Raw genomic sequence first — 26,822 nt, forward strand, 5'->3', positions numbered from 1 at the left:
GGACGGCGGCTGCGATGCCATCAGAGCCGAAACAAGGTAATGGTATTGCGATACAGCGTATCGGCTATCACCTCTGCGGGCTCCGGACGTAATTCGCAGAGCGCATCAAATACGCGCGCCGCCTGCTCCGGGCGGTTCGGCTGCCCCTGAAACCCCTTTAGCGGCATATCCGGCGCATCGGTCTCCAGCAACAGCGCGTCCAGCGGCAACCGCGCCATAACATCACGGGTTTTACTGGCGCGCGGGTAGGTGATGGTGCCGCCGACGCCGATTTTATAGCCCAGTCGTACAAAGCGTTCGGCCTGCTGCAGACTGCCGGCAAAACCATGCACCACACCGGTTCGCGGCAGATCCTGGCGCTTTAAGTGCATCGCCAGTTTGTCATGCGTGCGCCGCGAGTGCAGGATCACCGGCAGATCGTAGCGTTTTGCCAGTTGCAGTTGCGCGTCTAAAAATCGCTCTTGCCTGGCGAACTGCGGATCGTCGCGATAAAGATCGAGCCCGATCTCGCCTACCGCCACGACGTTCTGTTGTTGCGCCAGCGCTTGTTGCAGCTTATCAGGATCGTCATCGGCATGACGCTCAATCACAATGGGGTGTAATCCCAGCGCAGCATAAAGCGACGGGAAACGCGCCGCCAGCGCCAGCACGCGGGGAAAGTGAGCCGCCTCGGTCGCCGGCACGATGATTTTTTCAACGCCCGCCTCACAGGCACGCTGAATACTGGCGCGCTCATCGCCCGTAAAGGGCGGGAAATCAAAATGGCAATGCGTATCAATAAAGCGCCAGCTCACGCCAGATCCTCGTCGGTAAATGTGGTGTCGTTTGCCTGCGGCGCGCTAATAACCTCCGTCACATGCGTATCATTGGCCACCGGCGCCGGAGGCACGACCACCGTTTCCGGCACGGCAATCCGCGACGTATGGCGCAAGAGAGGCGGCGTTGCGGCGAGCAATTTACCAACGGTGGCAAGGAAATAACGCCCGCATAATTGCCCGGTTTTGTAATCCTCACGCAGCGCCGGGATACGGCTGCCCAGCGCCATGCTGTGCAGCGGTTTCGGCGGATAAATTTCAATGATCCGCAGCTTACCCGGCGGCTTTTCAATAAATTGTTGAATCGCGCTGTAGGACGTTTCATGATGCTGCACCAGGTTGACCAACGGCTGTAGACTGCTCTCCCCCAGCCAGCGCTCCATACGCTTAAACCACTGCGGCGTGTAATACATTTGCGAGGGTACGGTGCGGATCACCACAATGGTTTTCGCCCCCCGCTTTGCCGCCTCCTGAACCGGAATGGCGTCGCTAATGCCACCGTCCAGATAGTTGATGCCCTCTAACGTAACGCCGGTACGGTAGAAACCCGGTATGGCGCTGGAGGCGCGAATGATATCAAGCCAGTTTTGTTTTGTCGGCGAGAAATAGCCCGGCGTGTAATCATCCCCCCGGCAGGCGCACATATAAAAGGATTTTCCGCTGTCGAACAGGCGCGCTGCGGTATCCATCTGCAGCGGCATTCGGGCGGCGGTGGATTCCACCAGCCAGTCGAGGTCAATAAGGTTTCCTCCGCGTACAAATCGCAGCGGATCAAAAAATTCGCGCCTGGTGGTATAGCGCATAATGACTTTACGCCCGTAGCCGGGCTGGTTGCAGAGATACGCCGAGAGATTTTGCGCACCGGCTGATGTGCCGAAGTAGAGATGGAAAGGATTAAACTGCGCACGCATAAACTCATCCAGCACGCCTGCGGTAAAGATGCCCCGCTGCCCCCCGCCCTCACAGACCAGCGCCATACGGCCTGGCCGGAACGGTGTTAATGATAACGGCGCAATATTGCCGAGCGTAACCGGTATTCGCTGGCCCACCTCTGCCTTCCTGTTTTTCATTTTTTTCCAGGCTGACAAGGTAACGCAAAACGTTAACGGCTAAAACCGTAAAAGCCAGTCCGCTGGACTGGCTTGATAGCAATATATCTTTACAGATGCCTGCTAGGGTCGTTTACGGCCCATGAACAGGCTGACCAGGAAGAGCACGATCCCGACGACGAAGACGATTTTCGCCGCGCCGGCAGCCGTACCAGCCAGTCCACCAAAACCCAATGCGGCGGCAATTAACGCGATAACCAGAAATATAATGCCCCAACGAAACATAAGCCTCTCCTTTACCATAGTTAATGTCGACCGCTAAATATGAGCGCTCAGGCTACTCATTCGCGATATTTTTAGTGTGGTGCACATTACGCCTCCCGACAAACGTCGGGAGGACGAATTACGACGAATTACTGAACTTTCAGATCGTTTTTAACACTTTTTACGCCATCAACGGCTTTCGCGATGCTTTCAGCGCGGTCGCTTTGTTCCTGAGTTTCAACAGTACCGGAGAGCTGTACGACGCCATCGGTCGTTTCCACTTTTACTTTACGGGAAGGGACGAGATCGTCCGCCAGCAACTTGGCTTTGACTTCACTGGTCGTGGCCGTATCGCCGGCATAACCTTTCACGGAACCTTCTTTATTGTCGCGAACGTGAAGTTTGTCGCTAACGGAGGTCACGCCTTCTACGCCTTTCGCCACTTTCACGGCGGCTTCAGCCTGCGCCTGGCTTTCTACAAAGCCGCTCAGGGTGACGACTTTCTGATTGGTTTCGACAGAAATATCGGTGCTTTTAATATTGTCATGGTCTACCAGCGCAGCTTTTACTTTCGCAGTGATGGCGCTGTCATCCATGAAGTTACCGACTTTATTCATAGAGCTATCGACTTTTTGCCCTGCGGTTTCGGTTCCGCTTTGCGCCTTGTCCGTTGTTGCGTTTTCTGCAAAGGCAGAACCTGTCGCAACAGCAGAGGTCAACATTACGGCCAGCAGAGTTTTAGAAATCTTCAGTCTTGTCATAGTCATCGATTTTGTCCTGTATAGTTTGCTCGTAATTTGAGCTCAGGCAACACGAGGTTGCATTGCTGAATGCGGTGAAACTCACCGGTTTCTGAAGTCAATGACTGGCATCACATTCGTGAATTTGTAACGACGCGTCGCCTGCCACCCTTCCGTTTCAGTTATTAATATCGTGACTGAAACAAATCTCAGCTTTAAGCTCTCATATTCACGCATTGAACAGGCATTAAAGCCGACATTTATGTCATCACTTTGTTAAATATAGATCACAATTTTAAAATCGCTTGTCGGTGCGTATAAAAAACAGGCAGATCGGAGAAAAAACGCGGGATTTAAGAACATTCCGTAAGCGGTTAAAAAGGCAGGGAAAGTACGAAGGCGCGGCGGATGCCGCGCCCGGAAAGGGATCAGTGTTCGCGCGTTTTACGGAACTGAACGTCAGGGTAACGTTCCTGGGTCAGGTTCAGGTTAACCATCGTGGGGGCGATATAGGTGAGGTTGTCGCCGCCATCCAGCGCCAGTTGTGTTTCATTCTTACGCTTGAACTCTTCGAATTTCTTCGCATCGGCGCTTTCCACCCAGCGCGCCGTCGCCACGTTGACGGATTCATAAATCGCCTCAACGTTGTATTCGCTTTTCAGGCGCGCGACAACAACGTCAAACTGCAAAACGCCCACGGCGCCGACAATCAGATCGTTGTTGGAGATGGGACGGAATACCTGCACCGCCCCCTCTTCAGAAAGCTGCACCAGCCCTTTCAGTAGCTGCTTCTGCTTGAGCGGATCTTTCAGGCGAATACGACGGAACAGTTCCGGCGCAAAGTTCGGGATACCGGTAAACTTCATCATCTCGCCCTGGGTGAAGGTATCGCCGATCTGAATGGTGCCGTGGTTATGCAGACCCAAAATATCGCCCGGGTACGCTTCTTCAACGTGCGAACGGTCGCCCGCCATAAAAGTTAACGCGTCGGAAATCACCACATCTTTGCCGGTACGGACCTGGCGTAGCTTCATGCCCTTCTCATACTTACCGGAAACCACGCGCATAAACGCCACGCGGTCGCGGTGTTTCGGGTCCATATTGGCCTGAATTTTAAAGACAAAACCGGTGAACTTCTCTTCCGAGGCTTCCACTGTGCGGGTATCGGTTTGACGCGGCATCGGCGCGGGCGCCCACGCCACTAAACCATCCAGCATATGGTCAACGCCAAAGTTACCCAGCGCGGTACCGAAAAATACCGGGGTAATTTCCCCTGCCAGGAACAGCTCTTCATCAAACTCGTTAGACGCGCCCTGCACCAGTTCCAGCTCGTCGCGCAGCTGCTGCGCCAGATCTTCACCGACGGCAGCGTCCAGATCCGGGTTATTCAGCCCTTTAACGATGCGCACTTCCTGAATGGTGTGGCCCTTACCGGTCTGATACAGATAAGTTTCATCTTTATAAAGGTGATAAACGCCCTTAAACAGCTTGCCGCAGCCAATCGGCCAGGTGATCGGCGCGCAGCCGATTTTCAGCTCGTTCTCGACTTCATCCAGCAGCTCCATCGGGTCGCGGATGTCACGGTCGAGTTTGTTCATAAAGGTCAGGATTGGCGTATCGCGCAGACGGGTAACTTCCATCAGCTTACGAGTCCTGTCTTCAACACCTTTTGCGGCGTCGATCACCATCAGGCAACAGTCCACCGCCGTCAGAGTACGGTAGGTATCTTCGGAGAAGTCTTCGTGCCCCGGGGTATCCAGCAGATTCACCAGACAGTCGTGATACGGGAACTGCATCACCGAGGTGGTGATAGAGATACCACGCTGTTTTTCCATCTCCATCCAGTCAGATTTTGCATGTTGGCTGGAGCCACGGCCTTTTACCGTACCGGCGGTCTGAATCGCCTGTCCGAACAGCAACACTTTTTCGGTAATGGTGGTTTTACCGGCGTCCGGGTGAGAAATAATGGCAAAAGTGCGGCGTTTGGCCACCTCTTGCAAATAAGGAGACAACGTCATAGTCAAATCTTCTTGAGTAAGCGCGGCGTTTGACCACGCATGTTGAATACGAAAAATGCGGCTATTTTACCCATCAACCTGGGGGAGGCAATCAGTGTTTACACAGGAGCTGCTCCAGTTCGCTTAATGACGCCACAGTCCAGGTTGGATGGATACCCGCGGGCTGCTCGCGATGATGCGCGTTAAGCCAGCAGGTCGACAGTCCGGCGTTAATGCCGCCAAGAATATCGGATTCCGCGGTATCGCCAACCATTAATACGCGCGAGCGGTCAGGATTCCCTGCCTGCTCCAGGGCGTAGTTAAAGATTTTCGGATCGGGCTTCGCGACGCCAACCTGCTCGGAAATCACCAGCAGATCGAAATACTCGCGCAGCCCGGTGCGCTCCAGACGAGTTTGTTGTAGCGCGGTAAAACCATTAGTAATAATACCGATTTTAGCCTGCCCGCGAATCGCATTAAGTAGCGAAACGGCGCCCGGCAAAGGAGAACAGATCTCCGCCATCGCACTAATAAAAGCGTCATTCAGCAGCCCCGGCGCAACGTTTAGCCGTTCAGCCCAACTTTGAAAACGCGCGTGCTGCAATTGTAATGAGGTAATCGCGCCGTTCTGATAATCTACCCATAGCGGCTTATTCACGGCCTGGTAATCCTGGAAATCCTCAGCGGTAAAGGTGACGCTATAGTCAAGGAACATCCGCTGTAAGCCGGTGAAAGAATCAAACGTAAACAGCGTTTCATCGGCATCAAAGAAAATCCAGTCCCACTTCATCATTACACCTTGCCTCTTTTATTACATGCTTATCGGTAACGCCATGATGATGGCGTCCTCATGCCCTTGTGCCGTGGGATAGTAATTGCGGCGAATCGTCGCCTCGTTAAACCCCAGACTTTCATACAGCGCGATGGCGGCAGCGTTAGAGGCGCGTACCTCCAGCCATAGCGTTACAACACCGCGCGTTTCCAGTTCATCAATCAGATGCTCAAGCAGCATACGCCCCAGCCCCCGACGCTGAAAATCCGGATCGACGGCGATATTGAACAGCGTCGCTTCGTCCAGCACCACCTGTGTAATGGCAAACGCGGCCATTCTGTCATCAGCGGTCAGCTTAAGGTTGAGATACCGTTCGCCCTGGTTGCCGAAAAACGTTTTTTCGCTCCACGGAAACGCATGAGCGCGTTGCTCAATCTGCCAGGCTGCGGGGAGATCGGTCGTGCTGAGGATAGAAATCGTGTTCATGTTCGCAGATTTGTTGCCATAGTGCGGCGCGTGCCGCCGGGTTTGCCCGGAGTTCATTAAACGCCGGCGTCGTGACCTGAGCGCCTTCGAGTTGGAGCGGCGCGTCAGTTCCTAACCGCCAGCTATTACAACGGCTGCCCTGCGGCAGCATGGCGACGCGCTCAGGCGTCAGCGGTAAAACCTGATCGGGACTCACGGTCAACGCGCGTAAGATATCGCGCATTAGCGGCTCGTTCAGCGCAGGTAATTCCTCTGCAACCACGATCAGACGAACGTGCGCGGGAAGGGAAATCGCAATCTCGCCCTGTAGCGCGCCAGGACGTCGCAGCGCCCACTGCGTAATACCCAGTTGCTGTAACTGCCAGTCTCGTCGGGATGTCATAGCGAAACGCTCCTGTAATCAGGGGCGCAAATATAGCAAATCTGTCGAATCTCCGCCATCAAACTACTATAATCGCCGCCAGTCTGAATTAAGGAGCATTCCATGTCTGCTTTTACCCCGGCAAGTGAAGTCTTGCTGCGCCACAGTGATGATTTCGAACAAAGCCGTATTCTTTTTGCCGGAGATTTGCAGGATGACCTGCCCGCGCGCTTTGAATGCGCCGCCAGCCGCGCGTATACGCAACAGTTTCACCACTGGCAGGCGCTAAGCCGCCAGATGGGCGATAACGTCCGTTTTAGCCTGGTCGCGCAAGCCAGCGATGTCGCTGACTGCGATACGCTGATCTACTACTGGCCGAAAAATAAACCCGAAGCGCAGTTCCAGTTGATGAATATTTTGTCGCTGATGCCGTCGGGCAGCGATGTTTTCGTCGTGGGGGAAAACCGCAGCGGCGTGCGTAGCGCCGAACCGATGCTGGCGGACTATGCGCCGCTGAACAAAGTAGATAGCGCGCGACGTTGCGGCCTTTACCATGGTCGTCTGGAAAAGCAGCCGCAGTTTAGTCTTGAATCCTGGTGGGCCGAGTACAATATCGACGGGCTGACCATCAAAACGTTGCCGGGCGTATTCAGCCGCGACGGACTGGATGTCGGTAGCCAACTGCTGTTGTCTACGCTGACGCCGCACACCAAAGGTAAAGTGCTGGATGTCGGCTGCGGCGCTGGCGTGCTTTCCGCCGCGCTGGCCAGCCATTCGCCGAAAGTGCGCCTGACGCTGTGTGACGTCAGCGCGCCGGCGGTGGAAGCCAGCCGCGCCACGCTTGCCGCTAATGGTCTTGAAGGCGAGGTATTCGCCAGCAACGTCTTTTCGGAAGTCAAAGGACGTTTTGACATGATCATCTCCAACCCGCCGTTCCACGACGGAATGCAAACCAGCCTCGATGCGGCGCAAACGCTCATTCGAGGCGCAGTGCGCCATCTGAACAGCGGCGGAGAGTTACGCATCGTGGCGAACGCCTTTCTGCCCTATCCTAAGATTCTGGATGAGACTTTTGGCTTCCATGAAGTCATCGCGCAAACCGGGCGCTTTAAGGTTTATCGTACCGTGATGACCCGTCAGGCGAAGAAATAGTTGGCCTGATAAGCGCAGCGCCATCTGGTTACATGTGCCGGTGGCGACGCCAGGCGTCTTATCCAACCTACGTCTCGCGCCCATTTTTGCAGCAATCAATCTGTCCCATGCAATTAACTGTTGACGAATAGCTGAAAACCACTAGAATGCGCCTCCGTGGTAGTGATTCTTTTCAAGAATCGATGGTATGCGAAGGTGGCGGAATTGGTAGACGCGCTAGCTTCAGGTGTTAGTGTCCTTACGGACGTGGGGGTTCAAGTCCCCCCCCTCGCACCAAAACCACGTTGATATTGCTCGCACTGGGCGAAGGTGGCGGAATTGGTAGACGCGCTAGCTTCAGGTGTTAGTGTTCTTACGGACGTGGGGGTTCAAGTCCCCCCCCTCGCACCAACGAGGCGATATCAAAAAGTAAGATAACTGTGCGAAGGTGGCGGAATTGGTAGACGCGCTAGCTTCAGGTGTTAGTGTCCTTACGGACGTGGGGGTTCAAGTCCCCCCCCTCGCACCAATTATCTTATCCTTCCTTTGTCTCTTTATTTTCATCCCTGATTCCAGTTCATCATTGCCAACATCATGCCGCCAATAAGCGCTATACACGATGGCAGCAGTACAAAATGCCGTAATTGTTTGTGATACAACATCAGCGCAGACAGTAGCAATCCTGATACAATCAACAGCTTCAGCGCATCAGCTGACAGGCCGATAAACGCCAGTCCAACGATAATCACTCCAGGCAATAACACGCCCCATCCGCTGCCTAACGTCCGCTGCAACATGGTTTCACCTCTGGAATTGATAATAATAACCAATATCATATGATATATTTTCTCATTTGTCAGCCAGGGAGAAAGCTAAAGAGATGAGTTTTACTTAACGGTTGATGACACGTATTCAGTAAGGTGATAAATTGTCCGACTGTTAACGTAAAAACAACAACACCTCGCTTTAGGCGACCTTTTCTCATACGTTATTTTCATGTTGGCGCCCGATTCCGTGTATATCACCGATAAATAACGACAATTACCCATGACAACACCATCCTGGCGGTCGCTTCGTATTAAGAAGTATCAGTTTTCTTTACGTCTTTTCTTGTTTCTCAACGCCGTGTCGGCGCTATTTACTCTCGTTTTCCCCCTTTATCAGATCAATGTATTTTGCACGCCAATGATCGGGATAGTGGTCCTGAGCGTATTACTGTTGATATGGCATGGGAAATATGGACAAAAAAGAATTAATCTCCCCTTTATCTCCCTACTCTTTGGGGGAATATGGGCGGCGCATATTGCGCTAAAGTATCCGGCGTTAGGCCATTATGATTTCTCTTTTTTACTGATTTCCCTGCTTAGCGTTCTGTTTATCGGCTCGATAGCCTTTGCCGCGAATATCGTCGCGTTTACGCTCTATTCGCTACCGCCAGTCGCGGTCTGCCTGTGGCTGAACGGTAATGAACAAGGTTTGCGAATTCTCTATTTGCTGGCCCTGCCAATGGTGGGAATCGCTATTCAACATGTTATCCAGAAACGCTACGATAATTTTGCCCAACAGCTCATGTTTAAGCTGCTGGCCGAGCGGGAAACCCTCAATGGCCTGAGTATGCTTGATCCATTAACCGGCTTATATAACCGCCGTGGCCTGCAAAATCGGCTGGATACGTTACAGGCGCCGGGCAGCCATGAACACTACGTCCTGCTATTGGATATCGATCATTTCAAAGCGTATAACGATCACTACGGTCATATGATGGGCGATCAGGCGTTAATTCGCGTCTCAGCGGCAATTCGGGACGCCGTGCGATCGCGCGATGTCGTCTGCCGTTTTGGCGGGGAAGAATTTCTGGTGTTGCTGACCACCGCCGAACCACAGCAAGCCCGCGCTACCGCAGAACGTATCCGACAGGAAGTATACGATCTTAAAATCCCGCATATGTTTAACGAAAGCGTCGCCACCAATGTCACTGTCAGTATCGGCATTGCGCCCCTGACGGATCGCAATATCGGAGACGCTATCGAAAAAGCGGATAAAGCGCTCTACGAAGCCAAGCATCTTGGACGTAACCACATTCTGGTCAGCGACGACATGCGCGCCCTATGAATCCTGCTGACGTAATCGTGCTACGCCAACAGCGTTAACCATAAACCGCTTGCCATCGTTTATCGCTATCGATAGGATTAGCAATCATTATCATTTAGATTAACATCATTAAACTGCGCTATGGCCTACCGTTCCGCACCGATTGCTGACGATATTATCTGGCGAGCCGCTCCCCAGCCGGAAGACGCCTCGCTGGCGGACGCAGTACGCGAGACGATCGCCTCTACCCGTAAGCACCTGTTGGACTTCATCCGGCTGGATGAAACGCCGCCGCCAGCGGCGATGACTCTTGCCCAGTGGACGCGCCCCGCGACGTTTCGTTCATTGCTGGCCGCCTATTCCGATCACATCTATCGGCACACGCCAGGCCTGCCACGTGAAAATAAGCCGTTACTCTCCCTGTGGGCGCAATGGTATATCGGGCTGATGACGCCGCCGCTGATGCTGGCATTACTGACGCAAGCGCGCGCTATCAATGTCTCGGCAGAACATATTCACGTTGAATTTCATGAAACCGGGCGCGCCGCGTGTTTCTGGCTTGATGTGCATCAGGATAACCTGGCAACGGAGCGTTCCCCGGAAGAACGAATGGAAACGCTGGTAGTCTCCGCACTACAGCCGGTCATTCAGGCGCTGGAGGCGACTGGCGACATCAACGCGAAACTTATCTGGAGCAATACCGGTTATTTAATCAACTGGTATCTGACTGAGATGAAACCGCTGCTTGGCGAAGCCCTGCTGGCAACGCTACGCCAGCGCTGTTTTTTTGAAAAGCAGCTATCCGACGGTCAGGATAACCCGCTGTGGCGGACCATCGTAATGCGCGACGGTCTTCTGGTACGCAGAACCTGCTGCCAACGTTACCGCTTACCTGACGTACAGCAGTGCGGCGACTGCACGCTAAAGTAAACCGCTTTACGTTGCCTTCAGTTATCGTCACGGCTTACTGCTGCTGGCCTGTCACATTATTATATTTACAGCGGCGCTCTCCGTATGCCAAATTACGTTTTGCCATTTTTGGGTCTACCGTGGCTATTGGTAAGGTCTCAGGAGAGAAGAATGAGTCTGCAATCTGTACGGCAATTTCTGGCCGATCATGCTCCCGATATTGAAATTATCGAATTAAATCAAAGCACAGCGACTGTCGAGCTGGCAGCCAAAGCGCACAACGTAGAGCCAGGGCAGATAGCTAAGACACTCTCGCTTAAAGTAAAAGACACCATTATCCTGGTGGTCGCGAAAGGCGATGCCCGCCTGGATAATAAGAAGCTTAAAACCACTTTCGGCGCAAAAGCGCGTATGTTGAGCAGCGATGAAGTGGTCAATGCAACCGGACATCCTGTCGGCGGCGTATGTCCTTTCGGGCTGGAGCACCCGCTGCCCGTTTATTGCGACATCTCTCTGAAGGGGTATAACGAAGTATTGCCTGCCGCAGGCGCCACGCACAGCGCGGTACGCATCACGCCGGAAAGAATGGCAGAACTGACATCGGCGACCTGGGTAGACGTGTGCCAATAACGTGCCTGGCCCCCGGATTCCCCGAACAAGCACGGCGCATCCGGCGCGGGCTATACCCGATGCTGGAGCGCGGTAGCATCTCCGGCGCGCAGATATAACAGAATATCCGCCGCATCGAGTAACCCGGCATCAGAACTCACGCCCAGCTTGGACATCACATTAAACTTATGCGCCCGGATAGTCTTAATGTTACGTTCTAACTGGACGGCAATTTGCGGCATTGAGTAGCCGTTCGACATGAAACGCAGAATCTCCCGCTCGGTTGGACTAAGCATACAATTCTGGTGAAGCTCCCAAAGATTGTCTGTACGCTCCGTTGTCCGTCGGGCGCTATTAAGCGATGTAAATAAGGCATCCTGTAAAACATCCAACGGCGACGCTTTGCTGATGACCCCATCCAGCGGCAGCGGGGATAGCGCGCTGATTAAGCGGGCTTCAGCATCATCATCGGCAATCACCAGACGCCGCATATGGGGATAATTTATCGCCAATTCCGTCAGACTGGATAATCCTGTCCGGCGTTCAGTTCTTAACGCAGAAAGAGAAAAAATAACGGCAGAAAACGGCGTCTTTAGCGCAGCCTTATAAAACGTGGATGGTTTTGAAAAAATATGAAGCGTATGTCGGCAATCCGGCATTGCATCAAATAGCCCTTTAATACCAATGGTGCTCATCACGCATTTTTCTACGAGCGCAACATTTCTCTTGCTGATTCTGTTTTCCATTCCATGGTTTCTCCATATACCGAAGGTAGGTTCAATTCTCTGGCTCCCTGAGAACTGTTTATCCATGCATACATCTCTGCATTACTGTGTATTGATAAGCGTCGCATGGCGCTATTTTTTTGGGCGCTAATTGTTTTATTACTTTTTTTAAGTAACGCCGCAATTTGGTTAATGCCCCACCCTTTTCCTAAAAGGCGTAATACTTTTCGTTCAGACAGCGTAAGGACAATCGGCCTGTCGTGGGACTGCTGAATTTCAGACGGTACCTGAGGCGATAATAATGTTTTGCTTATTCTTTCTGAGCGAGCGTTTCCCGCATGGATAACGCTAATAAGATTCTCGATTGGCTCTTCGTCTGAAAGCAAGGTGCTGACGGGGCCCATCAGGAGATCAACCGCATGTGGATAGCAGGATTTAGGAACCAGAAATACCCAATGTATGTCGCGATATTGCGAGAGTAAGCTATAAAAATATTCGCAGATAGCGCGGGGAGAGGCATTGTTAACTGCTAAATCAGCAATAACTAAATTACTTCGGCGTAGCTGTAGCAGCGTTAGCTCTTCTATCGTACGACAATACGCCAGTTTATAATCGGGGAAATTACCTGTTATAGCCCCTTTAAGGCCTTCCTGTATAAGAGGGGTTTTACTGATAATAAGTCCATTTTTGCAGCATCCTGGCAGCATAATTCCTCCGCACCCACGCCGCCCCCTTTCATTGCCCCATTAATAAAAACACTATTAACAATGAGCGCAAAGAAATATAGGCCGAGTGGATTAATTATCCTTGTTTTATTTTTAAATATCTAACATTGATTGCGCTACAATCCACATAGCACAAAAACATGAAATCACTATCGCATAGTTACTCATAAAACCAGAAGCAAGACAATTAAATTAACTAAATTTGCACATTAGCAATTCTAACAAAAACGCATCATATTAATAAATTTAAAATATGAGTTCGCCCTTCATTCATATTGCTGAGTCCTAAAACAAAAGCCCAACAATACTGTCTACCATCCATAAAACCCATGTAATATCTGCGAATTACACTAAGTCATGCCTATTTTTACGCCTGCTGCTCATACCATTGTTGTTAAACGATCAATGCATATCGTTGATAAAATTCACCACATCATTGATTCAAAAATGAGCGGCCAGGCTGGCATAATGCCTCTATTCTGGAAACGGACATACGAGAACCGTCGCCCATAAGGATATCCTGCCTGTGACGAAGCGCACGTCTCAGGAAGCTTATGCGTTGCGTCTGGCGGCTGACGTTTTTATCAACAAGAAATTGATCTTAACCAACGCCATCATGCCTGCGCTTCGTGTTAAAAAGAAAGCCTCTGTCATAGTGGCGGCGCATAGAATGTCTTTTCGGACAGGACGAGTCATGCAAGAAGAGCAATCAATTCAACGAGCAGTAACACGGTTATGTATTCAATGCGGGCTGCTTTTATTGCAGCACGGGGCGGAAAGCGCACTGGTTGATGAGCTTTCCACCCGCCTCGGTTTGGCGCTCGGTATGGATAGCGTCGAAAGCGCGATCTCCTCTAACGCCATTGTCCTGACGACCATTAAAGACGGACAATGTCTGACATCGACACGTAAAAACCAGGATCGCGGCATTAATATGCACGTCGTCACGGAGGTTCAGCATATCGTTATCCTCGCGGAACATCGTCTGCTGGATTACAAAGGCGTGGAAAAACGCTTTAGCCAGCTCCGCCCGCTGCGTTATCCACGCTGGCTGGTGGCGTTTATGGTCGGTCTCTCCTGCTCCTGCTTTTGTAAGCTGAATAATGGCGGCTGGGATGGCGCGGTTATCACCTTTTTCGCCAGCATGATAGCCATGTATATCCGCCAGATGCTGGCGCAGCGGCATTTACATCCGCAGATCAATTTTTGCATCACCGCCTTTGTCGCTACCACGATCTCCGGGCTGATGCTCACCCTTCCCGCCTTTAGCCAGACGCCCACTATCGCCATGGCGGCGAGCGTACTGCTACTGGTGCCGGGCTTTCCGCTGATTAATTCCGTGGCAGATATGTTTAAAGGACATATTAATACCGGGCTGGCGCGCTGGGCTATCGCCAGCCTGTTGACACTGGCCACCTGTGTGGGCGTAGTGATGTCAATGACAGTATGGGGGCTACGAGGATGGGTATAATCGACTTTTTACTGGCGCTAATGCAGGACATGATCTTGTCTGCGATCCCCGCCGTCGGGTTTGCGATGGTCTTTAATGTTCCCCACCGGGCGCTTCCGTGGTGCGCGCTACTGGGGGCGCTGGGTCATGGCTCGCGTATGCTGATGATGAGCGCTGGCTTTAATATCGAATGGTCGACGTTTATGGCTTCGCTGCTGGTCGGCAGTATTGGTATTCAGTGGTCACGCTGGTATCTCGCTCACCCTAAAGTGTTTACCGTCGCGGCCGTGATCCCGATGTTTCCGGGGATTTCCGCCTATACCGCGATGATTTCCGCAGTAAAAATTAGCCATCTGGGCTATAGCGAACCGATGATGATCACGCTGCTGACCAATTTTCTGAAAGCCTCTTCCATTGTTGGCGCACTCTCAATTGGCCTCTCTGTACCGGGATTATGGCTGTACCGCAAACGCCCCCGCGTGTGATTGGTGGAACGCCTCCTGCTGTTCTTACAGGTCTGTGTGGTACTATAAAAACAGTCGCCCTTCTCGGTTGTTGTTCCATATTGAGAAACATTATGTCTTCCAGAATTTTAACGTCGGACGTCATCGGTATTGACGTCCTTTTACACGATCATCATGCTGTGCTGGCGAAGTCAACGGGCGGCGCAGTGGCGGTATTCGCTAATAATGCGCCTGCCTTTTATGCCGTGACGCCTGCACGCATGGCTGAACTGCTGGCGCTTGAAGAAAAGTTATCACGTCCGGGAAGCGATGTGGCGTTAGACGCGCAATTTTACGAAGAACCCGAAGCCGCCCCCGTTGCGATTCCCTGCGGAAAATTCGCCATGTATCCCGCCTGGCAACCGGATGCGGATTTTCAGCGTCAGGCTGCCCTTTGGGGCGTGGCGCTTCGGGAGCCGGTCACCGCAGAAGAGCTGGCGGCGTTTATCGCCTACTGGCAGGCGGAAGGTAAGGTTTTTCACCATATCCAGTGGCAGCAAAAGCTGGCGCGCAGCGTGCAAATCAGCCGTTCCAGCAATGGCGGAATGCCGCAGCGCGACATCAATAGCGTCAGCGAACCTGACAATCATATTCCACCAGGTTTTAGGGGGTAACGATGAAAAATGTTGGCGACCTGATGCAGCGTCTACAAAAAATGATGCCTGCGCATATTACGCCGGCGTTTAAAACGGGCGAAGAATTGCTGGCGTGGCAGAAAGAGCAAGGCGAGATCCGGGCGGCAGCGCTGGCGCGGGAAAACCGGGCGATGAAAATGCAGCGCACCTTTAACCGTTCCGGCATTCGACCGCTGCATCAGAACTGTTCGTTTGATAACTATCGGGTTGAGTGCGACGGACAAATGAACGCGTTAAGCAAAGCCCGACAGTACGTTGATGAATTTGACGGCAATATCGCCAGCTTTGTCTTTTCCGGCAAGCCGGGAACCGGTAAAAACCATCTCGCCGCGGCTATTTGTAACGAGCTGCTGCTGCGCGGAAAGTCGGTACTGATTATCACCGTAGCGGATATTATGTCAGCGATGAAAGACACGTTCAGCAATCGGGAAACCAGCGAAGAGCAGTTGCTTAACGATCTGAGTAACGTTGATCTGCTGGTGATCGACGAGATCGGCGTGCAGACCGAATCCCGCTATGAAAAAGTGATCATCAATCAAATTGTCGATCGTCGTTCCTCGTCAAAACGTCCCACCGGCATGTTGACGAACAGCAATATGGAAGAGATGACGAAAATGCTTGGCGAACGCGTCATGGACCGTATGCGTCTCGGCAACAGTTTATGGGTTAATTTTACCTGGGACAGTTACCGCAGCCGGGTGACAGGTAAAGAGTATTAAATTGCAACGTGCTCCAGGGCGATACTACGCCTGGCAGGCATAACACAGGTGATTACCATGAATACAGCGAAACATGTTCTGTGCTGCGCGGCGATCGCCAGCGTACTGATTTCCACCAGCGGTATTGCCGCCAGTCAGCTAAGCGCTCAGGGCGCGAACGCACAGCAGGGCGGGATGTCGCTTTCTGCGCTAACCGGTCTGCTCAGCAGAGGTGCCCAGTCGCTCAGCGCCGATAATATGAATAATGCCGCCGGTATTTTGCAGTACTGCGCCAAACAGAAACTGGCATCCGCTACCAACGTGGAAAACGTTAAAAATCAGATTCTGAACAAGTTGGGGTTGGATACCACACAGCAGGAGCAGGACACTAACTACCTGAACGGCCTGCAAGGGTTGCTCAAGACGAAGGACGGCCAGCAGTTGAACCTCAATAATATCGGCAGTACGCCGCTGGCGGAAAAGGTGAAAACCAAAGCTTGCGATCTGGTGTTGCAGCAAGGGCTGAATTTCCTCTCCTGACTGCGTTTTTCTGACCGTGCGCCACGCCGGGACGCCCTGATAAAAGCCGTGTTTTGGCCCTTTACCCGCCAACACGGCATTAACCCGATTTTTCTCTTCGTCTTTTCCTGTTATTAACCGCTATGGCAGGAAGTGATGCCGATCAAAAAACCAACTTTCTAAACTCATTCTAAATAACAGCGCCGTGTAAAGTTATTAGAATTGCAGCAATGTGACATCGCTATTACATTGTTAGAAATTTTTTCCTGCCAGCGATAAGCCTGGTTTATTGAGGATCGTCAGTTGTCCGAGTTGCTCTCTGTCGCTCTGTTTCTCGCCTCTGTGCTGATATATGCCTAGAAGGCGGGCCGTAACACCTGGTGGTTTGCCGCCACTCTCACGGTGCTGGGACTTTTTGTCATTCTGAATATTACCCTGTATGCCAGCGACTATTTTACCGGCGACGGGATCAACGACGCAGTGCTTTATACGCTCACGAATAGTCTGACGGGAGCGGGAGTCGGCAAATATATTCTGCCGGGAATCGGCATTGCCCTGGCGTTAGTGGCGGTATTCGGCGCGCTGGGATGGGTACTACGCCGCCGCCGTCACCATCCTCATCATGTCGGTTACAGCCTGCTGGCGTTACTGCTGGCGTTGGGTTCGGTCGACGCCAGCCCGGCGTTTCGCCAGATTACCGAACTGGTAAAATCACAAATGCGCGATGGCGATCCGGATTTTGCCGTTTATTATAAAGAACCAGCAAAAACCATTCCTAATCCGAAGCTCAATCTGGTCTATATCTACGGCGAGAGCCTGGAACGGACCTATTTTGATAATGACGCGTTCCCCAATCTCACGCCAGAGTTGGGCGCGCTGAAAAATGAGGGGCTGGATTTCAGCCATACCATGCAACTGCCGGGAACGGATTACACCATCGCCGGGATGGTGGCTTCCCAGTGTGGTATTCCGCTGTTTGCGCCGTTTGAGGGCAATGCCTCAGCGTCGGTTTCCAGCTTCTTCCCGCAAAATATTTGCCTCGGCGATATTCTGAAAAACTCCGGCTACCAGAACTATTTCGTGCAGGGCGCTAACCTGCGTTTTGCCGGGAAAGACGTGTTCCTGAAATCACACGGATTTGATCATCTGTACGGCGCTGAAGAGCTAAAAACGGTGGTGGCGGACCCGTCTTATCGTAACGACTGGGGCTTCTACGACGATACGGTGCTTGATGAGGCATGGAAGAAATTTGAAGCGCTTTCCCGCTCAGGCCAGCGCTTTTCGCTGTTTACTCTGACCGTAGATACCCATCACCCGGACGGTTTTATCTCGCGGACCTGCAACCGCAAACGCTACGATTACGACGGTAAGCCCAACCAGTCCTTTAGCGCCGTAAGTTGCAGCCAGGAAAACATCGCCGAGTTTATCAACAAAATCAAAGCGTCATCGTGGTTTAAAGATACCGTTATCGTCGTCTCTTCCGACCATCTGGCGATGAATAATACGGCCTGGAAATACCTGAATAAGCAAGATCGCAACAATCTGTTTTTCATTCTGCGCGGCGATAAACCACAGCAGGAGACTCTGGCGGTCAAACGCAACACGATGGACAACGGCGCAACGGTGCTGGATATTCTCGGCGGCGATAATTTTATCGGTCTGGGACGTAGCAGCCTTTCCGGGCAGTCGCTGTCGGAAGTGTTCCTGAATGTAAAAGAGAAAGTGCTGGCGATGAAGCCGGATATCATTCGCCTGTGGAATTTCCCGAAAGAGATAAAAGATTTTACCGTCGATCGGGACAAAAACATGATCGCGTTTTCCGGGAGCCACTTCCGCCTGCCGTTACTACTGCGCGTATCGGATAAGCGCGTCGAGCCGTTACCGGAAAGTGAATACTCCGCTCCGCTACGGTTCCAGTTGGCCGACTTCGCCCCGCGCGATAATTTCGTTTGGATCGATCGCTGCTACAAAATGGCGCAGCTATGGGCGCCGGCGCTGGCGCTCTCTACCGACTGGTGCGTCTCGCAGGGGCAGCTTGGCGGGCAGCAAACCGTACAGCATGTTGATAAAGCGCAGTGGCAGGGTAAGACGGCGTTTAAAGACACGATGATCGATATGGAGCGCTACAAAGGCAACGTCGATACCTTAAAGATTGTCGATAACGATATTCGTTATAAAGCCGATAGCTTTATCTTTAATGTGGCGGGCGCGCCGGAGGAGGTGAAGCAGTTTAGCGGCATTTCCCGGCCGGAGTCCTGGGGCCGCTGGTCAAATGCGCAGTTGGGCGATGAGGTTAAAATCGAATATAAAGCGCCGCTGCCGAAAAAGTTTGATCTGGTGATCACCGCCAAAGCCTTCGGCGACAACGCGAATCGGCCGATTCCGGTACGCGTAGGCAACGAAGAACAGACGCTGGTGCTGGGTCACGATGTGTCCACTATCACGCTGCATTTCAACAACCCGACGGACGCGAATACCTTAGTCATTGCGCCGCCCGCTCCCGTCTCCACCAACGAAGGTAATATTTTGGGCCATTCGCCGCGCAAATTGGGGATTGGCATGGTGGAGATCAAAGTGGTGAATGTTGAAAGTTAAAAGAGAAGGTCATATATGCCGGGTGGCGGCTGCGCCTTACCCGGCCTACACATCATCTTTATCCATAAACTGGCGCGTAGGCCTGATAAGCGAAGCGCCATCAGGCACTGTATATGCTACACGCCCCTTTCTGTTAATAATCGAACTGACGGTAGTAACGACGAATATCCAGACTGTGGCCGGTATATTTCTCAAAGTGCGCCGCCAGTCGGTCAACTAACAATGTCGAAACAACACACGGCGCCATGATCCAGCGGAACTCATCATCAATACCGTCCAGCGCATACGCTTTCGGATCAATCACCACCAGATTATCGGTAATTTTACTGGCAAAACGCTCAACGCGTTCATCCAGCGCGCGGCATTTCCCTTCCCCTTTCACCAGAATGAGCGGAACGTCTTTTTCCAGCAGCTCCAGAGCGCCGTGGAAAAATTCCGCAGAGCTGACGGGGCGCGTGCGCTTCCACTGCATCTCTTCCAGGATACACATGGAGAACAGATAGACCTCGCCCCACATCTCCGCGCCGCCGACCCACATCATATAATCGCTGTTATGATAACGGCTGGCGATAGCGTCCGCCTGCGGATCAAATTTTTGTTTCGCTTTCAGCAGATTCGCCGGCAGAATTTCCAGTTGGCTGGCGAAGCGATCGTAACTGGCGAATTCGTTATTGCGCGACAGCACGCGGAAAAACAGCCAGTACAGCAGCATATATTCATATTCCACGCCATTTTTGTGACGCATCGGAATATGCCATGTCGCCGCCTGCGCCAGCGGAGAGTCCGCATTTTTGGTAATAGCGACTACGCGTATTCCCTGCGCTTTACACCACTCGGCGATCGCCACCGATTCTTTGGTATCGCCGGATTTAGACAGCGTAATAACCACAGAGTCTTTATTCAGCCGCTTATTTCCTTTATGAATTAATTCTGCCGCCTGCTCAACATAAACCGGCAACGTTGTTAATTCTTTGGCAAATTCATTAATTGCCATCATTGGCGCCAATGAACCGCCAACAGAGGCGAAAAATAAAGAACTGAACCCGGCCTGATAAATCTCGTCAGCAACCTGTTCTGCCTTCTGGCGCGCAGCGATGATCTCACGAGCACTCGTCAGGTACTCGTCCTGATTAAAACCCAACATATTTTTCTCCTGATTGTTCAGATTTTACTTTTTAAAACGCGATCGAAATCGTCAAAAATGCGTACCGAAAGGTCGATGCCTTTCAGTGAGGCGATATGAAACGCCATGAGTTGTACCGGCACAATCAACAGCAATGGCGAGAAATGGTGATCAACCGCTACATCCAGCGCAAGCGTCTGGTCATCCTGCGCCGCCTTCGCCAGCGTGAGAGTAAAGGTTTTGGCGACCGCAGGCGTCATATACTCCCGTAGCGCCCTGGAGCGCGCGTCGGGCCGGTCCTCAAAGAAGAACATCACGTGTTCCGCATTGGCTTCCAGATACGGGCCATGCATATAGGCTTCCAGCTCAAACCCGCTTGAGGGAACACGCACCGTCTCGGTAAATTTAGTTTCCAACTCTTTTGCCACCCCAACCAGCGCGCCGTAGCCTGTCGCCACAAAACGCGTCCCGTTTCGTAAAACGGCCTGGTGCTGGTGAATAAACGCTTCCGTACGCACGATAACCAACGGCAGGGTTGCCGCGATGCGTTGAAGCTGCGCCACATACTCCTCGACCTGCGATTCCGTCAGTCGCTGCTGCTGACGGGCAACTAACAACGCGATAAGCAACAGATTCAGTACCGTCGCGCTAAATCCACGGGTAACAAAGCCGACGGACTCAATCCCGGTCAGAATATCCAGTGGATAATCACTGGCCTTGCCAAGAGGGCTTTGCGGATCGGCGGTCAGAGCGAATACCGGACGTCCCTGCGCCTGAACTTTACGCATCGCCTCCAGGGTAGAAGCGCTTTTCCCGCTCTGGGAAATAGCAATAACCATATCGGCTTGCGGATCGCTATTCTCATACTGGCTAAAGGTGTACGGCTCTTTAATATCGATAGAGATACCGCAGCGCTCAAAGAAATAACGGGCGCAAAAGGCGGCATTCAATGACGATCCGGTGGCTAATATCAGTATTCGTCGTAACGTTTTTTGGCTGGCGAACCGCGATACTTCTTCCAGCGACTGGCGATGGCAGCGAATAATATTCGCCAGGACGTCAGACTCTTCGTTAATATAGGTCAGCATGGTTGGTGACATTGTGTATCCCTCTTAAAATAACCCTATCCAGGAACCGAAAATTCCCACCAGCGCAATACCGCCAATGATGGTTAACGGTTTCACTTTTTTCCCTAACAGCCAGTACACAATGGCGAAGCTAATTAACGGCAGCAGACAAGGCATGATGTCGTTAATAATGTCCTGAACATGGGTTTTCGCTTCTCCCGTACCAAACGTAATGGGAATGGTGATATCAATCATGGAGGCCGTCATCGCGCCAACCACCATCAGACCGATAATCGAGGCGCCATAGGTTAGGCTTTCCATCATTCCGCTTTGCTGAATACGTTGCAGTACGCCGGTTCCCAGCACATAGCCCCAGCGGGTAAAGAACCAGCGGGCCAGAATATGCGGTACGTTAAACACCAGCAGAAATAAAATCGGCCCCAGAATATTGCCTTTCAGCGCCAGGCTGGTACCGATGCCAGTGGCGATAAGGCGCAATGTTCCCCAGAAAAAAGAGTCGCCAATACCCGCCAGCGGCCCCATTAACGACGCTTTGACGTTATCGATAGAACTGGCATCCATCTCTTTCTGCTGGCTATTTTTCTCCTCCATCGCCACGGTAATACCGAGGATCAACGTCACAATGTGCGGCGTGGTATTAAAGAAAGCCAGATGGCGTTTTAGCGCTTCGGAAAGATCTTCTTTTCGGCTATACAGTTTCTTTAATACCGGAATGAGCGTATAGACGAACGCCAGGTTCATTTGTCGTTCATAGTTCCAGGAAAACTCCATCTGGAATGACCGCCAGAAGACGCGGCGTAAATCACGCGCGGTGACCAGACCAGTGGTTTCCGCCTGCTGGCGGTCTTTATCAGAAATCATCTTCATCGTCATGAGACGCTCCTTGCGCAGGTGCCGGTTGCGAGGCCGCAAATTTCGGCATATTGACCATCACGACGGCGACGATCGCGCCGAGAATCGCAATACCCGTCACCGGAATTTTTAAATACGCCATTAAAACAAAACCGAGGAAAAAATAGGGGGCGACCTTTTTATTAATTAATAAGCGCGCCAGCATGGCAAAACCCAGCGCGGGAATAATACCGGTGGCAACGCTTAATCCATGTTTAATAAATTCTGGAATGGCATCCAGAAAACCTTTAACCATATTCACGCCCGCTAAATAAGAGACCGTGACGATAATCCCCAGCGTCAGCGACAGCCCAATGCCGGAGATTAAATGCATACGCTCAATGCCCCGGGTATCCCCCATCTCAGCGTAAGCATCGGCTTTATGACAGAGCAACGGAATAAACATTCCGTTATAGATATTTTTCACAATTAACGCCAGTGTCGCGATAGGCAAACCTAATAACAGCGCGGTTTCCGCCCCAGCGCCGGAATTAATCGCAAAGGCCACACCTAAAATACCGCCAGTGACCACATCCGGCGGCAGCGACGCGCCCACCGAAAAGGAACCGATAAACGCCAACTCCAGCGTCGCGCCCATCACAATTCCGGTTTCCATGTCGCCCAGCACCAGTCCGGTTAAAAGTCCGGTCACGATAGGTCTGGAAATCAGCGACGTCCCTAATGCATATTCAGACTGGGCGATAAACGCCACCAGTCCCAGTAAAAGCGCCTCTACCATAATATGTCCTCAGGAGGGTATCCGCTCAGGCAAAAAGTTGTTTACGATCGTTAGGCACCAGCCGAATTTCTATCTCTACTCCGTCAGCCGCCAGCTCCCGAAGTTGAGTCATTTCATCCGCTAACAGATTGATGGCTTTAGCAATATTCTGACTTCCTTCACGCACCTTCGTGCCGCCTAAATTAATACTTTTAATGTCGGGTAATTCGCGCGCCAGCCGGTACGCATCCGCCACGGATTCAACAACAATAAAAAGTTTATATTTATCGGTAACGCCGCTTTTTATCGCTTCAATTGAATCGGCAATATTTTTAATAACCAGCTTCACCGCGGGCGGCTTCGCCATTTTAATGGTGGTTTTACGCAGGTCATCATTAGGTACGCTGTCGTTGGCAATTAAAATACAGTCTGCGCCAACGTACTGCGTCCAGGAAAAGGCGACCTGTCCATGTAATAAACGATGATCCACCCGTAAAAAAACAATCATGACGCTTCCTCCCCTTAAAAATCTTTATCGCTTTGCATGGCGCTGGTGATAGTTTGATTGCAGTACTGAATATTTTCTTTTGAATCCGCTAACGCCGTCATTATGGTATGCGTGGTATTGCCATCGTTTTCCGACATAAAGAGATCGATAACCAGCGGCAGGTTAATCCCGGCCAGCAGATGAAAATTTTCCCGTGATAAATAACGGACAAATTCGTTATTCACGCTGCCGGCAAAAATATCGGTCAGCGCAATAATTTCATCTTCCGGCGGGATCCGGGCAATTAGCGTATCTACCTGCTGGCTTAAATCCACGCTCTCTTCAACGTAAGCGCACAGCGTCCAGACATTTGACCGTTTGCCTAAAATCAGCTCCACGGAGTTTAAAACTCCGCTGGCCAGCGTGCCGTGGCTGGCGAAAATATAATGTCTCTTCATCCTGACCTCTAAAACACATTCCACTGTGATAAAAGAGAGCAAGCGGCGTGCCAGAAAAAGTGGCGCGCCGAAAAAAGATGAGGGTTAACAGAGGGAAATCGTTAAAACTGTTGATCTTGCTCGATAAGTTCTGTTTCGAAGGTCAGGATATTATGAATATAGCCAAGCTCGGCGGTGGGGATTTTGACACTGTAGTTACTCTCAATGACACTAAACGCTTCCCGTAGCCGATTCAGTTCCTGTTCCGGACACTGTTGCCCACTCCAGGCAGTAATGCCCGCATGGCGGATCAGACGCTCAATCAGGCAACTAATATGCACATAGAGCGCCACCTTTCTTTCATTCGAGACGGTAACGCCCGCCAGATGCTCATAGCGCAGCAGAAACTGCTCAACGTGGTTGATGACTTTGCTGGTGTCGAGGATGGTGACGGATTCGATCACTCGTCGGAGCGAGAAGTTTTTCAGCAGCAGGTTGTTGATCTCCGCCACCTGCTCCGGCGTGGTCAGCGAACCAAACAGCCGCATCAGATAGTGATTCCCCTCGCCGGAGATCAGCGAGTCGAGCGAAATCCACGGCACGCTGGCGATGTGCGGGTCCAGCGTGCCGACTATCGCCAGTACGTCGTAGCGCATAAACACCGGCTCCTGGGTTTTATTGCTCGCCAGCATCGCATAATCGCAGGCGACGACGTCAATCTCCAGCGCCTGCGGAATACTGGCGCTCAGTAATGCGCAAAGATTCGTCGCCACACCGATACCGGTCGCGCAGGTGGTCAGTATGGCGCGCGGTTTGTTGCTTTTCGGCCAGTAGAGCTGATACTCGACCGGCACATCCCGGGCGATATCGCGGGCGATCTCTTCAATAAAATGCCCCTGTAAAATACGCTCCCCTACATACAGGGCCATGCTGGTCGAGACGTTGTTGATAATCGTCACCGGCGTGGAAAGCGCGCGATCAAAATGACGATGAATGGCCTTGAGCGATCCCATATCCACCAGAATCATCAGGCCGGAGGCGAGCGGATGCTCTTCCAGATAGCGCATCACCTGCTGCGCTATCGCCTCCGGCGTGACGTCCAGCGGCATATCGAACGATTCAAAAATCGTATTTTTCAATAACCGGTTGGCGACGTTGGCGATACTGCTGGCGGTGGCATAGCCATGCGCCAGAATCACCGCATGCGTCACCTGTTTTTGGTTGTTAGCCCCCTGTTTATGCAGCCAAAGCGCCAGCAGCAGCATATCAATGCGTCTCGGCTCCAGATCCAGCTTCTGGCCCAGCGTCTCCAGAATTTGTAAACAGAAGCTGTACAGCAGCGGATATTTCTGGGCGAGGAAGGCGTCCAGTTGGCGGATCTGCTCGCTGTTGAGACGAGAAGGCGCCAGTGCGGTACGATGGATTAAATAGTGGCTAAGCGCGTAAATACAGTTGCCGTTAAGCTGCATATTGAAACGCTTCTCCAGACGATAAAACTCTTCCCGCACCTGGCTTGTAATTAACAGCAACCTCTGGGAGTGCACATTATCGTCGCCGGTAAAAATCAGGCGATCGAAGAGGGTTTCAATTTCATCGCCCATTCTTTTTTGTACCGTCTCCCACTCCTCTTTCCCGCTACGTACCAGCTCGTACAGCGCCAGCACATGACACTGCGTATCATGGATCATGCCCTGCATCTCGTCGCGGGCGCGCAGCAGCCAGGTAAGGTTCGTGTCGGGCGAGATGCTCACCGGCGTGTCGTCCGCCAGCGGTTCATTCAGTGACGGCAATGCCGACAGCATGGCATCCGGCAGATCGTGCAGCGACACGGTAACGGTTTCCTGCCCAGGCTTTTTCGCCCATGCCGTCGCCACCGCATACTTCACCACATTTTTCAGCTCGCCGACGTTGCCGCGATAAACATATTGATTGAGGATCTGCAACAAACGCGGTTTGAGGATAAGCGTGGCCGAAAGTTTTTTCGCCTCCGTCCAGAAAAACAGTAAGATCAGCGCCTCTTTTTCCTGGCGGCTACGGTGCTGGAGATCCGGCAGGTTGACCTGAATCGGGATGCGTCGCAAAAATGTCGTCAGAAAGGTACTGTGTATCTCTTCGGTCGTCGCAAATACCAGACGTACCGAAACCGGATGCCCCTGCGCGGTGTCGCCTACCCGATAAATTTCACCACGATCGAGCCAGGTAAAGAGCTTCTCCTGCCCTTCGGCGCTCAGCCGGTGGACTTCATCCAGAAATAACATGCCGCCGTCAGCCGCCTCGAACGCGCCCGGTCTGTCGCTCTGCGCGCCGGTAAACGCGCCCTTCACATAGCCAAAAAGATTCGCCGCCAGCAGTTCGGGATTGCTCGCATACTGGGCGCAATTAAAACTGATAAATGGCGCATCCGGCGACAGAAGCGCCTGGGCGATGGCATATTCGTGCATGAGCTGCGCCAGATAACTTTTCCCGGTGCCGCTTTCGCCGGTCATCAGTAGCGGCAGTCCGCCGTCGGGATAAAACAGCGCGGTTTTCAGTTGCTCAATCGGGCGCTTCAGGCTTTCGTTATGACCAATCAACAGAGAAAAGTGATCGTCCGGCGCGCACTCCTGTTCCCCGTGCGCTAACAGCTCCGCGACGCTGGCGTATTCATTACGCGAAAGGGTAAAAAACTGTTGGCTAAATGCCTGCTTATGCAGGAAATAGACGGGACGGGTATTGATTTTGCAGAGCACGCCCTGCGCCACCAGTTGGTTCAGATAATGGCTGGCGGTATTGCGCTGCATATTAAAACGCTGCGCCAGATAGCGCGCGGTAAACACCTCACTGACATTTTCCGGATCAAAAAAATCCGTTTGGTTCATCAGGAAAGCAAGCAGGGCATCTTTGCGCATCGTATCCTCTCACGATTATCACATCAGCAATTATGATGCCGCGAAACAAGGCTCTCCTGCCGTGCGTTCTCTCGCTTTATTCATTTTTTGTGGATCACCGCACACCTTCACTCAAC

The 26,822-nt window shown here is 52.1% G+C and carries 27 protein-coding genes, 3 tRNA genes and 1 pseudogene; 13 read left to right on the top strand and 18 right to left on the bottom strand.

Annotated elements, in window-relative coordinates:
• Positions 1–20: 20 nt before the first annotated feature.
• The 8 genes from J4617_RS11290 to J4617_RS11325 form a co-directional block, all read right to left on the bottom strand.
• Positions 21–794, bottom strand: a complete 774-nt coding sequence (locus J4617_RS11290; protein ID WP_000119005.1) for a metal-dependent hydrolase — start codon at positions 792–794, stop codon at positions 21–23.
• Positions 791–1,864 (bottom strand): patatin family protein, encoded by a 1,074-nt coding sequence (locus J4617_RS11295; RefSeq protein ID WP_017465677.1) that lies wholly within the window; start codon positions 1,862–1,864, stop codon positions 791–793. The genes J4617_RS11290 and J4617_RS11295 overlap by 4 nt, the downstream gene beginning before the upstream one ends.
• A 123-nt stretch (positions 1,865–1,987) precedes the next feature.
• Positions 1,988–2,149 carry a DUF1328 family protein gene (locus tag J4617_RS11300; protein WP_000490276.1) on the bottom strand — a complete coding sequence of 54 codons (162 nt, stop codon included), beginning with the start codon at positions 2,147–2,149 and terminating at the stop codon, positions 1,988–1,990.
• A gap of 128 nt (positions 2,150–2,277) precedes the next feature.
• On the bottom strand, positions 2,278–2,895 hold the full coding sequence (osmY, locus tag J4617_RS11305; protein WP_000178963.1) for a molecular chaperone OsmY: 618 nt from the start codon (positions 2,893–2,895) through the stop codon (positions 2,278–2,280).
• Positions 2,896–3,296: 401 nt separating this feature from the next.
• Complete coding sequence (gene prfC, locus J4617_RS11310) at positions 3,297–4,886, bottom strand: peptide chain release factor 3 (protein WP_000175965.1); 1,590 nt, start codon at positions 4,884–4,886, stop codon at positions 3,297–3,299.
• A gap of 91 nt (positions 4,887–4,977) precedes the next feature.
• A complete protein-coding gene (yjjG, locus tag J4617_RS11315; protein ID WP_000870686.1) occupies positions 4,978–5,655 on the bottom strand; it encodes a pyrimidine 5'-nucleotidase in 678 nt (225 codons plus the stop codon).
• Between the two features lie 21 nt (positions 5,656–5,676).
• Complete coding sequence (gene rimI, locus J4617_RS11320; RefSeq protein WP_001092436.1) at positions 5,677–6,123, bottom strand: ribosomal protein S18-alanine N-acetyltransferase; 447 nt, start codon at positions 6,121–6,123, stop codon at positions 5,677–5,679.
• A complete protein-coding gene (locus J4617_RS11325) occupies positions 6,068–6,505 on the bottom strand; it encodes a DNA polymerase III subunit psi (RefSeq protein ID WP_000203998.1) in 438 nt (145 codons plus the stop codon). The genes rimI and J4617_RS11325 overlap by 56 nt, the downstream gene beginning before the upstream one ends.
• A gap of 102 nt (positions 6,506–6,607) precedes the next feature.
• Between J4617_RS11325 and rsmC the strand changes: the two genes are divergently transcribed.
• From rsmC to J4617_RS11345, 4 genes are all read left to right on the top strand, one after another.
• Entirely contained in the window at positions 6,608–7,636 is a 1,029-nt protein-coding gene (gene rsmC / locus J4617_RS11330) for a 16S rRNA (guanine(1207)-N(2))-methyltransferase RsmC (protein WP_001651446.1), read from the top strand.
• A gap of 189 nt (positions 7,637–7,825) precedes the next feature.
• Positions 7,826–7,912, top strand: a tRNA-Leu gene (locus J4617_RS11335).
• Between the two features lie 27 nt (positions 7,913–7,939).
• Positions 7,940–8,026 (top strand) — tRNA-Leu (locus tag J4617_RS11340).
• Positions 8,027–8,057: 31 nt separating this feature from the next.
• Positions 8,058–8,144, top strand: a tRNA-Leu gene (locus tag J4617_RS11345).
• Between the two features lie 31 nt (positions 8,145–8,175).
• Here J4617_RS11345 and J4617_RS11350 read toward each other — a convergent pair.
• Positions 8,176–8,412, bottom strand: a complete 237-nt coding sequence (locus J4617_RS11350; protein WP_000941876.1) for a DUF1435 domain-containing protein — start codon at positions 8,410–8,412, stop codon at positions 8,176–8,178.
• Positions 8,413–8,662: 250 nt separating this feature from the next.
• Here J4617_RS11350 and J4617_RS11355 point away from each other — a divergent pair, with 250 nt between their 5' ends.
• From J4617_RS11355 to J4617_RS11365, 3 genes are all read left to right on the top strand, one after another.
• Positions 8,663–9,727 (top strand): GGDEF domain-containing protein, encoded by a 1,065-nt coding sequence (locus tag J4617_RS11355; protein WP_000211207.1) that lies wholly within the window; start codon positions 8,663–8,665, stop codon positions 9,725–9,727.
• A 120-nt stretch (positions 9,728–9,847) separates the two neighbouring features.
• Positions 9,848–10,636, top strand: a complete 789-nt coding sequence (gene fhuF, locus J4617_RS11360) for a siderophore-iron reductase FhuF (RefSeq protein WP_017465678.1) — start codon at positions 9,848–9,850, stop codon at positions 10,634–10,636.
• 150 nt (positions 10,637–10,786) lie between these two features.
• Positions 10,787–11,245: a YbaK/EbsC family protein gene (locus J4617_RS11365; protein ID WP_000058276.1), complete on the top strand. Its 459-nt coding sequence runs from the start codon at positions 10,787–10,789 to the stop codon at positions 11,243–11,245.
• 50 nt (positions 11,246–11,295) lie between these two features.
• On the opposite strand, the gene bglJ is transcribed toward J4617_RS11365, so the two are convergent.
• Together bglJ and J4617_RS11375 are read right to left on the bottom strand one after the other, a co-directional pair.
• Positions 11,296–11,970, bottom strand: a complete 675-nt coding sequence (gene bglJ / locus J4617_RS11370) for a DNA-binding transcriptional activator BglJ (RefSeq protein ID WP_000431553.1) — start codon at positions 11,968–11,970, stop codon at positions 11,296–11,298.
• Positions 11,931–12,656, bottom strand: coding sequence for a response regulator transcription factor (locus J4617_RS11375; protein ID WP_000936657.1), 726 nt, complete (start codon positions 12,654–12,656; stop codon positions 11,931–11,933). The genes bglJ and J4617_RS11375 overlap by 40 nt, the downstream gene beginning before the upstream one ends.
• A gap of 712 nt (positions 12,657–13,368) precedes the next feature.
• Here J4617_RS11375 and J4617_RS11380 point away from each other — a divergent pair.
• From J4617_RS11380 to opgB, 6 genes and pseudogenes are all read left to right on the top strand, one after another.
• On the top strand, positions 13,369–14,145 hold the full coding sequence (locus J4617_RS11380; RefSeq protein ID WP_001727653.1) for a threonine/serine exporter ThrE family protein: 777 nt from the start codon (positions 13,369–13,371) through the stop codon (positions 14,143–14,145).
• Positions 14,136–14,609, top strand: a complete 474-nt coding sequence (locus J4617_RS11385) for a threonine/serine exporter (protein ID WP_000511329.1) — start codon at positions 14,136–14,138, stop codon at positions 14,607–14,609. The genes J4617_RS11380 and J4617_RS11385 overlap by 10 nt, the downstream gene beginning before the upstream one ends.
• 92 nt (positions 14,610–14,701) lie before the next feature.
• Positions 14,702–15,241 carry a primosomal protein DnaT gene (dnaT, locus tag J4617_RS11390; protein WP_000098578.1) on the top strand — a complete coding sequence of 180 codons (540 nt, stop codon included), beginning with the start codon at positions 14,702–14,704 and terminating at the stop codon, positions 15,239–15,241.
• Between the two features lie 2 nt (positions 15,242–15,243).
• Entirely contained in the window at positions 15,244–15,981 is a 738-nt protein-coding gene (gene dnaC, locus J4617_RS11395) for a DNA replication protein DnaC (protein ID WP_000799924.1), read from the top strand.
• 57 nt (positions 15,982–16,038) lie between these two features.
• Positions 16,039–16,500 carry a DUF2501 domain-containing protein gene (locus tag J4617_RS11400; RefSeq protein ID WP_001090314.1) on the top strand — a complete coding sequence of 154 codons (462 nt, stop codon included), beginning with the start codon at positions 16,039–16,041 and terminating at the stop codon, positions 16,498–16,500.
• Positions 16,501–16,782: 282 nt separating this feature from the next.
• A pseudogene (opgB, locus tag J4617_RS11405) lies at positions 16,783–19,074 on the top strand (phosphatidylglycerol--membrane-oligosaccharide glycerophosphotransferase).
• Positions 19,075–19,207: 133 nt separating this feature from the next.
• Here opgB and J4617_RS11410 read toward each other — a convergent pair.
• The 7 genes from J4617_RS11410 to J4617_RS11440 form a co-directional block, all read right to left on the bottom strand.
• Complete coding sequence (locus J4617_RS11410; RefSeq protein ID WP_000900307.1) at positions 19,208–20,218, bottom strand: SIS domain-containing protein; 1,011 nt, start codon at positions 20,216–20,218, stop codon at positions 19,208–19,210.
• 17 nt (positions 20,219–20,235) lie between these two features.
• A complete protein-coding gene (locus tag J4617_RS11415; protein WP_000075421.1) occupies positions 20,236–21,297 on the bottom strand; it encodes an SIS domain-containing protein in 1,062 nt (353 codons plus the stop codon).
• A 12-nt stretch (positions 21,298–21,309) separates the two neighbouring features.
• Positions 21,310–22,158 (bottom strand): PTS system mannose/fructose/sorbose family transporter subunit IID, encoded by an 849-nt coding sequence (locus tag J4617_RS11420; RefSeq protein ID WP_000178067.1) that lies wholly within the window; start codon positions 22,156–22,158, stop codon positions 21,310–21,312.
• Entirely contained in the window at positions 22,136–22,915 is a 780-nt protein-coding gene (locus J4617_RS11425; RefSeq protein WP_000228863.1) for a PTS mannose/fructose/sorbose/N-acetylgalactosamine transporter subunit IIC, read from the bottom strand. Before J4617_RS11425 ends, J4617_RS11420 begins: the two co-directional genes overlap by 23 nt.
• A 25-nt stretch (positions 22,916–22,940) precedes the next feature.
• The gene (locus tag J4617_RS11430) at positions 22,941–23,402 is read right to left on the bottom strand and encodes a PTS system mannose/fructose/N-acetylgalactosamine-transporter subunit IIB (protein ID WP_000634727.1); all 462 of its coding nucleotides are present in this window, start codon (positions 23,400–23,402) and stop codon (positions 22,941–22,943) included.
• Between the two features lie 14 nt (positions 23,403–23,416).
• Positions 23,417–23,839 (bottom strand): PTS sugar transporter subunit IIA, encoded by a 423-nt coding sequence (locus tag J4617_RS11435; RefSeq protein WP_000820693.1) that lies wholly within the window; start codon positions 23,837–23,839, stop codon positions 23,417–23,419.
• Positions 23,840–23,940: 101 nt separating this feature from the next.
• The gene (locus tag J4617_RS11440) at positions 23,941–26,706 is read right to left on the bottom strand and encodes a sigma-54-dependent transcriptional regulator (protein ID WP_001224204.1); all 2,766 of its coding nucleotides are present in this window, start codon (positions 26,704–26,706) and stop codon (positions 23,941–23,943) included.
• Positions 26,707–26,822 lie beyond the last annotated feature (116 nt).

Source organism: Salmonella sp. 32010601201800023SM, from assembly GCF_017572235.1.
GTDB lineage: Bacteria > Pseudomonadota > Gammaproteobacteria > Enterobacterales > Enterobacteriaceae > Salmonella > Salmonella enterica.